Origin of the sequence: Metabacillus endolithicus, from assembly GCF_023078335.1 — a bacterium.
Lineage (GTDB): Bacteria > Bacillota > Bacilli > Bacillales > Bacillaceae > Metabacillus > Metabacillus endolithicus.
This window is the reverse complement of sequence record NZ_CP095550.1, coordinates 4,905,576-4,919,968: the sequence shown is the minus strand read 5'-3', so window position 1 is coordinate 4,919,968 and position 14,393 is coordinate 4,905,576. Positions and strand designations below refer to the sequence as shown.

14 protein-coding genes and 2 pseudogenes are annotated in these 14,393 nt (G+C 33.5%); 2 read left to right on the top strand and 14 right to left on the bottom strand.

The features are described from left to right. Positions 1–468: 468 nt before the first annotated feature. From MVE64_RS25025 to MVE64_RS25010, 4 genes and pseudogenes are all read right to left on the bottom strand, one after another. Positions 469–663 (bottom strand): hypothetical protein, encoded by a 195-nt coding sequence (locus tag MVE64_RS25025; protein WP_098796986.1) that lies wholly within the window; start codon positions 661–663, stop codon positions 469–471. A gap of 82 nt (positions 664–745) precedes the next feature. Next, positions 746–2,171 (bottom strand): annotated as a pseudogene (locus MVE64_RS25020) (sigma-54-dependent transcriptional regulator). Beyond that, a complete protein-coding gene (locus MVE64_RS25015) occupies positions 2,168–3,817 on the bottom strand; it encodes a sensor histidine kinase (protein WP_247342160.1) in 1,650 nt (549 codons plus the stop codon). The pseudogene MVE64_RS25020 and the gene MVE64_RS25015 overlap by 4 nt, the downstream one beginning before the upstream one ends. Positions 3,818–3,830: 13 nt before the next feature. Further along, complete coding sequence (locus tag MVE64_RS25010) at positions 3,831–4,979, bottom strand: iron-containing alcohol dehydrogenase (RefSeq protein ID WP_247342158.1); 1,149 nt, start codon at positions 4,977–4,979, stop codon at positions 3,831–3,833. A 225-nt stretch (positions 4,980–5,204) separates the two neighbouring features. Between MVE64_RS25010 and MVE64_RS25005 the strand changes: the two genes are divergently transcribed. Next, positions 5,205–6,161, top strand: a complete 957-nt coding sequence (locus MVE64_RS25005) for a C40 family peptidase (protein WP_247342155.1) — start codon at positions 5,205–5,207, stop codon at positions 6,159–6,161. 70 nt (positions 6,162–6,231) lie between these two features. Here MVE64_RS25005 and MVE64_RS25000 read toward each other — a convergent pair whose 3' ends face one another. Together MVE64_RS25000 and MVE64_RS24995 are read right to left on the bottom strand one after the other, a co-directional pair. After that, the gene (locus tag MVE64_RS25000) at positions 6,232–6,768 is read right to left on the bottom strand and encodes a hypothetical protein (RefSeq protein ID WP_247342152.1); all 537 of its coding nucleotides are present in this window, start codon (positions 6,766–6,768) and stop codon (positions 6,232–6,234) included. Between the two features lie 536 nt (positions 6,769–7,304). Next, positions 7,305–8,648 (bottom strand): sodium-dependent transporter, encoded by a 1,344-nt coding sequence (locus tag MVE64_RS24995; protein ID WP_247342149.1) that lies wholly within the window; start codon positions 8,646–8,648, stop codon positions 7,305–7,307. A 167-nt stretch (positions 8,649–8,815) separates the two neighbouring features. Here MVE64_RS24995 and MVE64_RS24990 point away from each other — a divergent pair, with 167 nt between their 5' ends. Further along, entirely contained in the window at positions 8,816–9,394 is a 579-nt protein-coding gene (locus MVE64_RS24990; protein ID WP_247342147.1) for a DUF6434 domain-containing protein, read from the top strand. 60 nt (positions 9,395–9,454) lie between these two features. Here MVE64_RS24990 and MVE64_RS24985 read toward each other — a convergent pair. The 8 genes and pseudogenes from MVE64_RS24985 to MVE64_RS27635 form a co-directional block, all read right to left on the bottom strand. After that, positions 9,455–10,155: pseudogene (locus MVE64_RS24985) on the bottom strand (polysaccharide deacetylase family protein). Between the two features lie 115 nt (positions 10,156–10,270). Further along, positions 10,271–11,011 (bottom strand): YdcF family protein, encoded by a 741-nt coding sequence (locus MVE64_RS24980; RefSeq protein ID WP_247342145.1) that lies wholly within the window; start codon positions 11,009–11,011, stop codon positions 10,271–10,273. A 290-nt stretch (positions 11,012–11,301) separates the two neighbouring features. Next, the gene (locus tag MVE64_RS24975) at positions 11,302–11,865 is read right to left on the bottom strand and encodes an MATE family efflux transporter (protein WP_247342142.1); all 564 of its coding nucleotides are present in this window, start codon (positions 11,863–11,865) and stop codon (positions 11,302–11,304) included. A 2-nt stretch (positions 11,866–11,867) separates the two neighbouring features. Next, complete coding sequence (locus MVE64_RS24970; RefSeq protein WP_247342139.1) at positions 11,868–12,170, bottom strand: MATE family efflux transporter; 303 nt, start codon at positions 12,168–12,170, stop codon at positions 11,868–11,870. After that, positions 12,149–12,649, bottom strand: coding sequence for an MATE family efflux transporter (locus MVE64_RS24965; RefSeq protein WP_247342136.1), 501 nt, complete (start codon positions 12,647–12,649; stop codon positions 12,149–12,151). Before MVE64_RS24965 ends, MVE64_RS24970 begins: the two co-directional genes overlap by 22 nt. A gap of 23 nt (positions 12,650–12,672) precedes the next feature. Continuing rightward, on the bottom strand, positions 12,673–13,434 hold the full coding sequence (locus MVE64_RS24960; RefSeq protein WP_247342133.1) for an ABC transporter ATP-binding protein: 762 nt from the start codon (positions 13,432–13,434) through the stop codon (positions 12,673–12,675). Beyond that, positions 13,403–14,125 carry an oligopeptide/dipeptide ABC transporter ATP-binding protein gene (locus MVE64_RS27640; protein WP_281730517.1) on the bottom strand — a complete coding sequence of 241 codons (723 nt, stop codon included), beginning with the start codon at positions 14,123–14,125 and terminating at the stop codon, positions 13,403–13,405. Before MVE64_RS27640 ends, MVE64_RS24960 begins: the two co-directional genes overlap by 32 nt. Further along, the gene (locus MVE64_RS27635; RefSeq protein ID WP_281730423.1) at positions 14,080–14,391 is read right to left on the bottom strand and encodes an ATP-binding cassette domain-containing protein; all 312 of its coding nucleotides are present in this window, start codon (positions 14,389–14,391) and stop codon (positions 14,080–14,082) included. Before MVE64_RS27635 ends, MVE64_RS27640 begins: the two co-directional genes overlap by 46 nt. Positions 14,392–14,393: the final 2 nt, after the last annotated feature.

Genomic DNA, 14,393 nt, shown 5'->3' with positions numbered 1-14,393 from the left:
TCCTAAAATATTAAAATATAAGTTGGATAGCTAAAAGAATTTATGTAAGACAAATTGATGTATCAATTATTGTTGGTGATCGTGCCACCGCTATCAAATATATTAATCTTTAGATCGTGTTAGAACAGAGAATGGAAACTATTTCTATTATTGTATTTCTATCATTAAACAACTCCTCTCAAATTGATTCGTTAATAAACAAGCAAGAATTGTGCCAAATAATAAACGCTTACAATTGGAGGAGATTCCAATATACCATGATATTAGAGCCGAAAAGTCGGCTTATTTCTGCCGTTTTTTTGTTACAGTGCCGAATTTGCGTAGAGAATGCTAGATTTGGTTACTCTTTTCTTAAAAACTGATGCTGGATAAAGCGTTGTATCACGCAAGGAGAACAAACAGAAATTTCAATAGAAAATAAAAAGAACATCTTCTTTTATTAAGAAAATGTCCTTTTTAAAAGTTCGTTTATGAACCCATTTTTCTTCGTGTATTACTTGTTTTTTTGTGTTGCTGACTTTTCATTTTTTGATTAGAAGCAGCACCATTTAATGATTGTTTATTATTAGAAAGCTTTTCTTTCTTTTTAGCCAATTGTTGCTCCATTAATTCCTTAAGACTTACTTTCTTTTTTTCATTTGTATTATTTTCTGAATTCGACATGATTTTTTCTTTATCTCCTTATAGGACAATTATTGTCATTCTTGCTTATTATAATAAATATTTTATCATAATCAAAGTGTTATTACGTTTTTTCGTTTAACAAATATCTCAGCTTTCTCATTGTAATTTGCAGTCGTTTTGCAGCTTCTTTCCTGTTTCCATGCGTGTCTTTTAACGTTCGCATAATAAACGATTTACCAACCTGTGATTCTAATTCTTTTACTTGGGCAAGTACCTCATCTAGCTTAACTTCGTCTTTTTGTTCAAATGTAGTCAATGTTTCTGTTAGCCATGTTTTTAAATAACTTTCTAAATTACTTTCTTGTTTATCTGTATTAGAGGCTACCACTTGACTTTTAGTTTGGTGATTTATTGGTAACTCGTCAGCCTGAATAATGGTTGCATTAGGATCAGCTAACATAACTGCTCTTGTAACAAAGTTTGATAACTCTCTTATGTTTCCCGGCCACTCATATGATTGTAATAAGTCTATCGCAGAATTAGAAAATGAAAGTGCCGTTCCTGTTCGTTGCAGTAAATGCTGAACAAGGAGTGGAATATCCTCCTTCCTCTCTCGTAATGGCGGAATTTTTAGATGGACAACATTTAAACGATAAAATAAATCTTCTCTGAATTTCTTTTGTTTAACAGCTTCTTTAAGATCTTCGTTCGTTGCCGCTATTAACCTAGTCTTGGTTCGAAGGATGCTCTCACTACCAACGCGCATAAACTCCCTTGTTTCAAGAACCCGAAGTAGTTTTACCTGAATCGCATAAGATGCTTCGGCAATTTCATCCAAAAATAAGGTTCCGTTGCTGGCAATTTCAAATAATCCTTTTCGATGCTGGGTGGCACCAGTAAAGGAACCCTTTTCATGACCAAATAATTCACTTTCTAGTAAGTTTTCAGAGAGTGCACCACAGTTCACACCAATAAAAGATTCTTGATGCCGATCACTTGCTTGATGTAAAAAGCGTGATAAGACTTCTTTCCCTGTACCTGTTTCACCCTCAATTAAAATATTTACCGGTTTTCCTGCAACCTTGGCAGCTGTTTGAATAAGCTGATTCATTGCCCTACTATTACCAACAATAAGACCTGATTCACGGTATCTTTTCGATATGATGTTGATTTGAAAAACAGGTAGATCCTAGCAATTTTTCTACTTGCTTTTCTAATAAATCAATATCGTCAAAAGGTTTTTCTATATAATCACTCGCACCTAGTTTGATCGCATCGACAGCTGTCTTAATGGTACTGTATCCTGTCATGATCATTACTTTACATGTGGGTTGAACTTGTTTTAGATTTTGCAATAGTGTAAGACCATTTGCATCCGGTAATTTCAGGTCAATCATAGCAACATGAAATTGCTCTAGTGAAAAGTCAATTTCAGAAAATTCTTTTCCACTATTAACAACCTTCACATGATATCCTTTAGACTGAAAAAGACGAGATAAAAAATAACCAATTTCCACTTCATCGTCAATAATTAAAATCGAAATCATACACTCACCTCAGTTTTAGTTAATGGTTGAAGTGGCAACACGAGTTGAAAAGTACTACCTTTGTTTACTTCACTTTTTACATCAATACTTCCACCATGTGTTTTAGCAATTCCTATACTTACTGATAAGCCTAAACCAGTTCCTTTTTCAGCTTCTTTTGTTGTATGAAAAGGATGGAAAATTTTTGATAAGCGTTCTTGTTCTATGCCAATACCATTGTCACGGACCGAGACCTTAACTGATTGATTTTCAAGTGATGTCATGATTTCAATTTCTTTATCATCATTTACTAACACTTCTACTGCATCTTTTGCATTTAGTAGCAGATTAATAATAATTTGTTCAATTTGCTGCTGACTTCCTTCGATCATTGGAAGATCTTCATGTAAGTTTGTGATGACAGTTATTTGATTTTTTTCCAATTGATATTTTAATAAATTTAACACCTGTTTCACCGCATCATTTATATGAAAAGATTGAAATGTATACTCTTCTTGTCTGGAGAAAGCTAGTAAACTTTTAATAATGTCTTTACAACGAACTCCACAAGTTTTAATATCTCGTAAAAGAGTAAAAGAATCATCTTCGTCCGTTACATTTCTTAATAGAAGCTGTGAATTTCCTAAGATCGCAGTGAGTGGACTGTTTAGTTCATGAGCAACTCCTGCTGCCATTTCTCCAATTGCAGCCAATTTTCCTGAATGAAGTAATTGCACTTCCATTTTTCGTTTTTCTGTTACATCTTTTACACACGCAATCACTCCGTATACGATGTTTTTACTGTTATAAACGGGATATGTGTAAAGTTCAAAGGTGGATTGATCTTCAAAATGAATTTCTTTATAACTGGTTTTTTCTGTTTGAAACGTTTTATTAGCGAGTCTTTTATAGTGTTGCTCTAGTAGAAGATTATCTTTATGATGATGAGTTTTCAAAAAGTGCCTAACCGAGTCGTTCATTTGAATAACATTTACATGTTTATCAAAAATAATGATCATATCGTCAACTGCTTTAAATGTGTTCTCCCACTCTTGCTTTGACCTTAATACCTCATTATATAATTGGGTATTTTCTATACTAACTGCTAAATGATCGGCAAGCTGCTCAAGAAATGCAATGTCATCTGAATGCCAATGTTCAAGAAAACAACGACCGATACAGATTACACCAATTTCTTTGTTTTTACTATAAATGGGCACAACGAGAATGCTGGTTAGCTTTAGGTTTCTTAATAACTCTAGTTCATTAAAATTCCAGGTTGGATATTCTAACTGCTGAAACATAACTTGCCGTTTAGTTAAAGCCATCCAGTAAAGAGAGTTATCACGAGGTAAGTCTATCCCACGTTCAATGGTAAAAGTGTTTCCTGGAAAAACGTTAATTAAGGTAAGCCTTACATTTTGGAGTAGAAAAAAGCTTAATCGATCAAATTGAATAATATTTTTTAATTTATCAACCATATTATTTAAAATCTCTTCTAGTGTCATATCAATTTTAATACTCTTCATCACTTCGTTTATAATTTCAAGCTGCATATTTTTCTTTTGTAGCATATCGACTGTTTTCTTAAGTTCTGTATAATAGCTTTTCTTAGAAGATTCAACACCTGTTAACAGGGCAATCATCTCGTTTTTATCTTCAAGCAAAAGAATTTCCTCCTTACAAAACCTGATGTAATAACTGCTTCATTTGTTCAAGATTCATATCACGAGGATTTGTTATCATACATGCATCTTCTAATGCAGTTTGACAGATAGATGCTATCATTTCTTGTGAAATTCCAACCTCTCTTAATTGTTTTGGAATTCCGATATCTGCAGATAATTCTTTTACATATTGAATGGCTGCACTTCCAGCTTCTCTTTGAGTAAAAGCTCTTGTATCAATTCCCATGCACTCTGCCATATCCTTAAACCGTTTTGGCGCAGCAATAAAATTAAAATCCATTACATATGGTAAAAGTATTGCATTTATTTCACCATGAGGTAACGGAAACCTCCCACCTATTGCATGAGAAATAGCGTGTGCCGCTCCTAAAATTGCATTAGAAAAAGCAAGTCCTGCCTGTAAGCTAGCCATCGCCATTGCTTCCTTTGCTTCTTCATTTGTTTTTGATGCAACAGAAGGTCTTAGATAAGTTGCCACAAGGGATAATGCATTTTTCGCCTGTACATCTGTTAATGGTGTGGCTGCGATACTCACATAAGCCTCAATAGCATGAGTTAAAACATCCATACCAGTTGCAGCCGTTAAACTGCTATCTTTTGTCATTAAAGTGAGCGGATCTATGATGGCAATGTCTGGTACAAGTGATTTCGAAATAATTGTCATTTTCTTTTTTCGAATTGAATCTACTATGACAGAAAACTGAGAAACTTCAGACCCGGATCCTGCTGTAGTCATAATCATGATCATAGGGGGTAAAGGATGGACGATTTTATCGATTCCTTCATAATCCTTAATTTCTCCTCCATTTGTTGCTACAATCGCAATAGCCTTTGCCACATCTAATGCGCTCCCGCCACCAACACCAATAATGGCATCACATTCGTTTTCTATATAAGATCGGGATCCGCTAATCACTTCCGTATCCTTTGGATCAATCGTAATATCTGTATATATGGCAAAAGGAAGACAAGATTCTTTACAAAGATTAACAACTTTATCTAACCAGCCAGCTGCTGCAACTCCTTGATCACTCACAATTAATACCTTTTTAGCACCAAGACGTAAGCATGCCTCACCCGCTTGTTTAATCGAGTTTTTACCGAAAATAATTTCGGGTGTTACAAATTTTGATATATTCATCGATATCACCTTTATTCGATTTTTATACTATGTAATTTCTTATTAGTTTTGGAAAATCCTTCTTTTTTGTCGAGAAATGTGTAAAACGCTTACATTTATATAGTGAATTGGATAATATCTCTAGTTACTCCATATTTTTAGGGGTATAAACAAATCTTTCAACACGTTATGATGAATTCAGACTTTCGCAGAAACAGAATTCTAACACTAAGGAGTGTGTTGTGTTTGAAAAAGCAAATTCTTTTTACGATTGCAACTGTTGGGATCATTTCAATTGGATTAACAAAACAAACTTCAGCCCATGAAGTAACATATAAAGTTCAATCCGGTGACTCTTTATGGAAAATATCTTATAATAACAGCTTATCTGTTCAGGAAATTATGCAATACAACAACTTAACAACCTCTACCATTTATGTTGGTCAAGAATTATCATTAATTGCTCCACATACACATGAAACACCAGTTGAAGCAACTACAACCTACACTGTAAAATCCGGTGATTCCCTTTCTTTAATTGCAAAAAACTTCAATACGACTGTGACAAACTTGAAAATATTAAATAACTTAACATCTGACCTTATCTATGTTGGACAAGTATTAAAAGTACAAGGTCAAGCTGCCGTTACTCCACCACCTACAACGGAAACGACTGCTACAACATATGCCGTACAATCTGGTGATACACTATGGAAAATTTCTACAAAAACTGGTTTAAGTGTTACACAGTTAAAAACGTATAATAATTTAACGAGTGATTCAATTTATGTAGGGCAAGTGCTAAAATTAACGGAATCAACAGCTACTGCACCTATTACATTAAATGCAGATGCACTTATTACTGAGGCAAAAAAATATATTGGAGTTCCATATGTTTGGGGTGGAAGCACTCCTACAGGATTTGATTGTTCTGGTTATCTAAATTATGTTTATAACACACAAGGAATTAACATATCACGTACGGTAGCAACAATTTGGGAAGAAACAACAACTGTGTCTTCTCCACAAAAAGGAGACCTCGTTTTCTTCACAACAACTGCACCAGGTCCAACGCATGCTGGTATTTATATTGGAGATAATAAATTTATCCATGCTGGTTCATCTACAGGTGTAACAATTTCTGATATGAATAATACGTATTGGAAGCCACGTTATTTAGGTGCTAAAAAAGTAAACTTATAGAATGCTAGATTTGTTGCATATATACAAAAAAGGAGCCGCTTCTTTTAGCAGCTCCTTTTTCCATTATTTATTATGAAATGTTCAAGTTTTTTCTTTTAGAAAAGCTCGTCATAATAAAACATGTAAAAAAGGCAACAGAAGTAACAATTATGGCAAATATGAATCCGACTGCTCTCATAAACGTATCTTCACCAGGGTAAAGAGGCTCTAATGTTACTAAAAAATAGAAAAAGATGATCGTTAAAATCAGGTAGAAACTACTTCCAACTGCCCCCATTTTCAATCGTCTAAGCTTTGTACCTTCCCAAGCATAATTAAGCATGCTCCATACAACAACACTCACAATCACTGCAAATGCCATTACAAATAAATGAACAAATGGGATCATAAAAAAAGTTAGAGTATACAGAATAACTCCTGTTATCAAAAAGAGAAAAGCATTAATAAAAAATAAAAAAAGACCCGATAGCCAAGGATTGTGAAACCAACTTTTACGTTTAAGAAGGTTCATTATTTTTTGATTTTTAACGAACAAATTTATTATGGGTTCCTTGAAAAACAGCATTAATATGATTGCCATAACACCCAGTATTAATAAAACAGACAAGTTTTATCTCCACCTTATTATGTATTTTAAATTCAGTTACCTTATTAATTATAGATATTATTTTATCGTTTATCAATAAAAAAATATCCTTTATAAACAAAAGAATAAATAAGTATTTCTTTTTTTAAGTACAAAAAAGGAAAAGATACTGTTCGTAGAGGTATAGGAATTGATAGGCGGAGAAATTCCGTTTAAGGTATATGCTAGGTGCTTAAGAAGACGTTTTAAGCGGATATATTCCGGTTAACTTCTATATATATAACTAAATCTAAAGAATAGATTCATATAAGAGGAAAAACTCCCCTTATTTTGTCGAAAATGTTGGTTTTTCTCGATTTAAACGGAATTTTTCCGTTTATTTTTCAAATTTAGTGTAAAAAATGCTTGGAGACACAATGTTCCAAGCATTTTTACTAATAAAATTATCTGTTAATTTAAGTGCGAATTACTGTTCAAATAGTACGGTTATTTCTAATTTTGTACTTCAAAACCTCAAACCCCTTTTGAATACAAACATCGTTCTTATTTAATCTTTATTAAATAATACCAAGTGTACTTAAAAAGACAACAACAATGGTAATTGGTACTACCCATTTCATAAGAAAATTCCATACTTTAAAAAACGTAGATGATAGTGAATGACCTATACTAAACTCTTCTTCTACTAGCTGTTTATTCATTTTAATGGAGATAAAAAGAGCAATAAGTAGGCAGCCTAACGGTAACATAATATTACTAACCAAGAAATCAGTAGCATCAAATATTGTTTTTCCGAAAACATGAAAGTTCTGTAGTTTACTAAACGATAATGCTGCAGGTATTCCGGCAAAAAACACAACAATCCCAGATAACCATGCTGTTCTTTTGCGTGTAGCTCTTTTATTTTCAGTAAATGCTGAAACGATGATTTCTAACAAACTAAACGAAGATGTTAAGGTTGCAAATAAGAACAACAAAAGAAATATCGCTAAAAACAACTCACCTAAAGGCATTTGCGAAAAGACAGCAGGCAGCACCATAAATAGCAACCCCGGTCCTTCTGCTGGTTCTAATCCAAACGCAAAAACAACTGGGAAAATGGCAAGGCCTGCTAACAACGATACTAGTATATTCATGACAACAACTGTACTTGCTGAAGATGGAATACTCACATTTTTCTCTAAGTATGAACTATATGTAACCATACATGAAAAACCAACTGCTAATGCAAAGAAGGATTGTCCGAGTGCATAAAGAACAGATTCAGCGGTGATTTTTGAAAAGTCAGGCTGTAAGAAAAATCGTACTCCTTCCATCGCACCATTTAATGTTAATGCTCTAACAACCAAAATTAAAAAAAGAATGAATAATATCGGCATCATATACTTGCTTGCTTTTTCAATTCCATTTTTTATTCCTACTGAAATGACAATCATGTTTATAAGTAAAAATACAGCTAAACCTAGAAGTGTAACAAGTGGTGTTGCTGTAATGCTCCCAAATAATTCAGGATAATTTGCATTAGATTCAATCACACGACCACCAATAGCCATTATCGTGTATATTAGCACCCAGCCTCCAACAACAGCGTAGAACGAAAGCAATAAAAAGCACCCAATAACTCCTAATGGTCCAGTAATTGTCCATAAACTGTTTGGTGCTAGTTTTCTATAAGCGGAAACAGCTTCTCTCTGTGCACCACGTCCAATAATAAATTCTGAGATTAACATTGGTAAACCTATAAGAACAGTAAACAAAATAAAGAGCAGTAAAAATGCTCCACCACCACTCGTACCTGTTACATAGGGAAATTTCCATATTGCCCCGAGTCCTATCGCAGCCCCTGCAGAGGACATGATAAAACCAAATTTTGATGACCATTTTTCTCTATTTGTATTCATTAGATCCCCCTTACAATAAATTATTATTTTATTATAACTTATGAAAAGTGTTATAGCATAAAAAATAACTTTTTATTACTGTTCCCCCTTGTTCAATACCAATATTTTCTATATAATAGAACTTATGTTCGATGATGTTTTCAAATATTAAAGGAGTTTAATAAATAATGAGACCAAAGTTATCTAAAGAAATAAACATTGAAGATTTCAAAAATTATTATTGGCTAAAAGAAGAGCTTGCTACTTTTTGTAAAGAACTTGGTATACCATCATATGGACCAAAATTAGAACTAACGGAAAGAATAATCATGTTTCTATCAACGGGTGTCATCACTAAAGCTCCAAAGAAAAAAGGATCAAAAGCAAAGCAATATGATTCTCTCTCTTTAGATACGGTCATTGTTTTAAATCACAAATGCAGCCAAGATATCAGAGAGTTTTTTATAAAAGAAATCGGCAAACAATTTCATTTTTCTACTTACATACAAAGCTTTTTTAAAAACAACCCTGGAAAAACGTTTCAAGATGTTGTTAAAGCTTGGTACGATGAAGAAGAAAGAAAAAAGGATCCTTCTTTTACTAAAGTAATTTCCCCTCAATTTGAATATAATCAATTTATTAGAGATTTCTATCAAGATCCGATCAATAAAGGAAAAAGTAGAAACGATGCGATAGATGCATGGAACACAGTAAAAAATCTACCTGGTGATAATAAATACAAATCTACTACACAAAAATATAAATGAAAGAGGAGTGAACACTTTGTCTAGTATTCACTCCAATTCTTTATTTCTTCATTGCGTTAATCAGCTTCCGTTTAAACTTTGCAATTCATTAACAGTTGTAAACGAATAGCCTGCTTCTGATAATGCTTTTAAAATTCCTTCAAGCGTTTGTAGTTCAATTTCATCATACATTGGATGAAGCAAAAGAATTGAACCTGGCTTTACATTGTTTTTCACATACGAAATTTTATCTGCAGAAGATGTATAGTAGGTATCAGGTTCAAGGTCCCACATTATTGTCTCAATGCTTTCCTCTTTTAAATAATATGGCAATCCAATTAATTTCTTACCGTTAGGAGGACGAAAATCAATTTCTCCCTTATATCCGATTTGACGGATTAATTCATTCGTCCTTGTTATTTCTTTCTTAATAAATGACATTTTTTTGAATATCATCCGTTCATGGGAATATGTATGATTTCCAATATCATGTCCTGCTTCCACTAACTTTTGACCGAAATCCATATTGTTTTCTAATTCACTACCAATTAAGAAGAACGTCGCTTTCGCATTATATTGATCTAATAGTGGTAATATTTTATCTACATTATCTGTTGGTCCGTCATCAAATGTAAGTACACAACCTTTTTATCTGTCTGAACTCTGTCGGTCAAATCACCAAAAACTTGATAATTTCTTAAGTTCATTAATTTATATGTACCTGTAAGCAAAAGTACAATAATGAGGATAAATGCACTAATAATGAATATCTTTCTTCTCACGTAATACATCCTCTTCCTAATTATAGAATTTTAATACTATAAAATCTTTTTTCACCAATCATTAAATTATAACAGATCATTATAGTAATATTTAAGGCTTAGATTTTGCTTCCAGCTAATCAAGGACATCTTCCACCAACATTTTCCCTATCCCCATCATTTCTCTTAAATGTGTAAGTGGAACAATACTTAGTGGAATAGGGGCTCCCGCACGATAAGGAGTAAGTCCTGCTTTCTTTGCATAATAACTTGCACGAAATAAATGATAATTACTAGTTACAACCATTACTTCTTGTGATTTCCCTGACATTAGCTTTTGACTGAAATCAGCATTTTCTTTTGTACTTGTTGCTTTATCCTCCATTATTATTACTTGCTCTGGTATACCATTAATTATAAGGTATTCCTTCATAACAAAAGCTTCCGTATATTGCTCACCAGTATCAAGTCCACCTGACACGATTATGTTAGATTCTGGATATTTACCATGTATTTCAATTGCTTTTTGCAAACGATTTTTTAACACAGGGGTTGGGGAACCATTTTTTACTCCAGCACCAAAAACGAGAATATAATCAACGGTTTTAGGCTCCTTTTCAATCATCCCGCTTAATAGCAATGCTTCTAAACTTGCTGCTGTAAGTAGTCCTATTGATAACACAATAATAATTGTTCTTTTAAGCTTTTTTCTTCTTTGAATATATTGTTTTAACTTCCTGAAATAAATACTTACTACTAAACAGATCATTCCAAGAAATAGAATAAACACAATTCCAATGTTTATTCTATTTGTCCACAATGATGCTAGTCCATAAATAATGAATAATGCCGAAAAAATCCAAAACAAATTTCTCATATTATCCTCACCTAATTTTAATAGAATTAACGTATTATTATCTATAATTACAATTATTACTAGTTTACCAGGAAATCTATCAAATTGTGTCATATTTTGGTAATATTTACAATGGGATTAATTACTTATAAAAGCTATTAGAGACATAAAGATGAGAGAAAAAGTGGCTACACCTTTGAGTTTAAAAACACTGAAGAATCAACCTTATTAGATCAAATAGGAAAAAGTCCTTCAACAGACAATTTATGAAGGACAATACACATTATATTAACACTACTTGAACAGCCTACCTAAAAGTTACTTCTCTCAATCTTCCTAACATACATTGATAAAAATACCGTTCGACCCAAAGTAAACACAGTAAATGACAGCCATAGTTCGTGTGGAGAAATACCTTTACCATATATGATGATTACGATGACAAACGCAAGCAACGCAAAAAAGATTGAGTTTCGAACAGATTTAGCATCTGTCGCTCCTGCGAAGATCCCTTCCAATTGAAGTGCCCAAAAACCAGCGATTGGATAAATAACCATCCAAATTCCTAAATCAACAGCTGCATTCTTTACTTCTTCTATCGTTGTAAAAAAATTGAAGATACCCTCATCAAACAGCAGCATAATTAACGATAATAAACAAGCTGATAAAGTTCCCCAAAATAGAGATAGTGATAACGCTCGCTTGAAAAGAGGAAACTGCTTACTACCAATGGATCTTCCGACTACAATACTAGAAGCATTTGCAAACCCTCCAAGTAAATAGGCCATCAAATAATGAATTTGCAATAAGATCGCATTAGCTGCTAATGCTGTTTCTCCCAGTCTTGCACCTATTGTTGTAAAAGTAACCGTCATTATTAACAAGCAAATTGACCGAAGAAAAAATCTCGGTTTACTTTGAGCATTTTCACTAAAGGGGCTTTTTCAATTAAGATTCTCCATTGAATCAGTGATAAGTCAATCAACTTTGTACGAATCATAAAGAATAGACCGATAAAAATAGCACTAATTTCAGCTATAACCGTTGCATATGCTACCCCAGCCACTCCTAGACCAAACACGAGAACAAATAAGAGATCTAACACAATGTTTAGCACATTCATTGTAATTTGAGTGCTTAACGAAAGTTTTACCTTACCTAGTAAATTTCCATCAGCCATCCGATCAAAACATAATTTAAAAGGGCAAAAGGAGCTCCCCAAATTCGAATCGAATAATAAGTAGAAACAAGGTTTCCTACTGATTCTGAGGTACCAAATAAATAGAGTGAGAGCTTTAAAATCGGAATCTGTAAAATGATAAATAACGACCCTATAAATACAGCCAAAAACATAGGACGTAAACAAGCTAGAGCCATTTCCTTAGCATCATTTGCACCATTTGCTTGTGAGGTAAGTCCTGTTGTACTTACGCGTAAAAAACCGAGCAACCAATACATCGTATTAAATATAACAGCTCCAAGTGCTACTGCACCAATTGCTGATGCATCAGGCAATCTTCCTACAACAGCTGTATCAACAGCTCCTAATATTGGCGTAGAGATCCCTGATATGATCAGGGGAATTGCTAATGTTAAGTATTCACGATGTGTAAAAATGCTTCCTTTATGTAAAGGAGCTGAAGTTAATACAGATCTCATTACTTTCTCCTTCTTAGCCAGCTTTATATAGCAGTATACTGTATAAGTTGTTTTGTATAATCATGACGTTCTTCTTTTAATATATCGTCGGAAGAAAAGCGTTCCAATAGCTTCCCTTCTTTTAAAACTACTATCTCATCACATAAAAAACGTACAGCCGTTAAATCGTGTGAAACGAATAAAAATGAAGTTTGCAATTCTTTTTTAAGAGATTTTAACAGCATTAGAATTTGAGCTTGTATGGAAACATCAAGACTTGAGGTGGGCTCATCTAATATAAGTAATCTTGGATGAAGACTAATCCCTCTAGCAATAGAAACCCGTTGCTTTTGACCACCGCTAAGCTCATGAGGATATTTAGTAAGGTGCTCTTCTTTTAATCCAACCATTTTACCAACCTTCTTGGCAATGTCAAATAAAGAAAGATTTGGGTATAAGGTATCTTTTCGATCACGGAAATTACTAATTGGTTCAACCATACTTTTCCATACTGGAAGCTTAGCATTCAATGAAGAAGAAGGATCCTGCATAATGATTTGAATATCTTTATACAACTCTCTTTTCTGCTTACCTTTTAACTTATGAATATCTTGATTTAAAAAAAGAATATGACCGGAATGGATGCTTTCCATACTTAATATACTCTTGATAAGTGTGCTTTTGCCACTCCCACTTTCCCCTACAACTCCTAACGCTGTTCCTTCACTTATAGAAAAAGAAATATTGTCAAGAGCTGGAAGTTTACCGTAGTTTTTAGATATAGACTGGACTTTTAATAGAGTCACTTGTTGTTCCCTCTCCTTCTTTCGTAGTAACAAGGTGACAAGCTACTTGATGAAGGGGTGTTCCCTTTAATGTAACATGTGAATGAAGGCAAACGGGTTCACAATAAGGACATCTTGTTGCAAATGGACAGCCTTCACGATTCACTTCACCAGGTTCGCCAGGAATAAGTTGAAGATGTTCAGCATCTGCCTTAATCGTTGGGATTGTATTCAAAAGTAGTTGTGTATACGGATGTGTAGGGTTCTTTTTAATTTTAGTTGTTAGACCGTATTCCATCCATTCTCCACCATACATAACAGCAAGTTGGTCACAATAGTTCATTACATGATGAAGCTGATGACTAATAAAAATAATGGCGGTATTATATTGTGTTTGCAAGTCTTTTAAAAGCTGCATAATTTGGTCAGCATTTTTAGGGTCTAATGCGGTTGTGATTTCATCACATATAAGAAGCTTTGGATTAAGAATCATGGCAGAAGCAATAACTACTCGTTGTAACTGCCCACCGCTAAGTTCAAAGTGATAAGAAGAATAAACTTTTTCAGCCGGTAGTTGTACTCTTTCTAACATGTCAAGAATTCTTTTCTTTCTCTGTTTTTTTGATAAAGAAGTATGTGTTGCCAATTGTTCATTCATTTGAGAGCCTATTTTAAAGAAAGGAGAAAAGCCGTTTGAATAGTCTTGAGGAATATAACAAATTTCAGTCCCAATAAACTTGTTTTTTTCTGAAAAGAAATGTATTCTCCCTCAAATAATATGGAACCACCCATATTAAACGACGTAGGAATGGAGCCTAAAATTGCCTGTGCGGTAACGCTCTTACCACTCCCACTTTCCCCAACAATGCCTACCATATCTCCAGAATATATAGTAAACGAGAGAGATTGAATGATTGTTTGATTTGTATGTTTTACTACGATACTTAATTCTTTCATCTCTAAAAGCGGGTCATTCATAT

Excerpts from the sequence above, each read along its gene's own strand:
- MVE64_RS25025 (WP_098796986.1), bottom strand. The coding sequence starts at position 663 with ATGTCGAATTCAGAAAATAATACAAATGAAAAAAAGAAAGTAAGTCTT.
- MVE64_RS25010 (WP_247342158.1), bottom strand. The coding sequence starts at position 4,979 with ATGAATATATCAAAATTTGTAACACCCGAAATTATTTTCGGTAAAAAC.
- MVE64_RS24995 (WP_247342149.1), bottom strand. The coding sequence starts at position 8,648 with ATGAATACAAATAGAGAAAAATGGTCATCAAAATTTGGTTTTATCATG.
- MVE64_RS24990 (WP_247342147.1), top strand. The coding sequence starts at position 8,816 with ATGAGACCAAAGTTATCTAAAGAAATAAACATTGAAGATTTCAAAAAT.
- MVE64_RS24980 (WP_247342145.1), bottom strand. The coding sequence starts at position 11,011 with ATGAGAAATTTGTTTTGGATTTTTTCGGCATTATTCATTATTTATGGA.
- MVE64_RS24975 (WP_247342142.1), bottom strand. The coding sequence starts at position 11,865 with ATGACGGTTACTTTTACAACAATAGGTGCAAGACTGGGAGAAACAGCA.
- MVE64_RS24970 (WP_247342139.1), bottom strand. The coding sequence starts at position 12,170 with ATGGCTGATGGAAATTTACTAGGTAAGGTAAAACTTTCGTTAAGCACT.
- MVE64_RS24965 (WP_247342136.1), bottom strand. The coding sequence starts at position 12,649 with ATGAGATCTGTATTAACTTCAGCTCCTTTACATAAAGGAAGCATTTTT.
- MVE64_RS27635 (WP_281730423.1), bottom strand. The coding sequence starts at position 14,391 with ATGAATGACCCGCTTTTAGAGATGAAAGAATTAAGTATCGTAGTAAAA.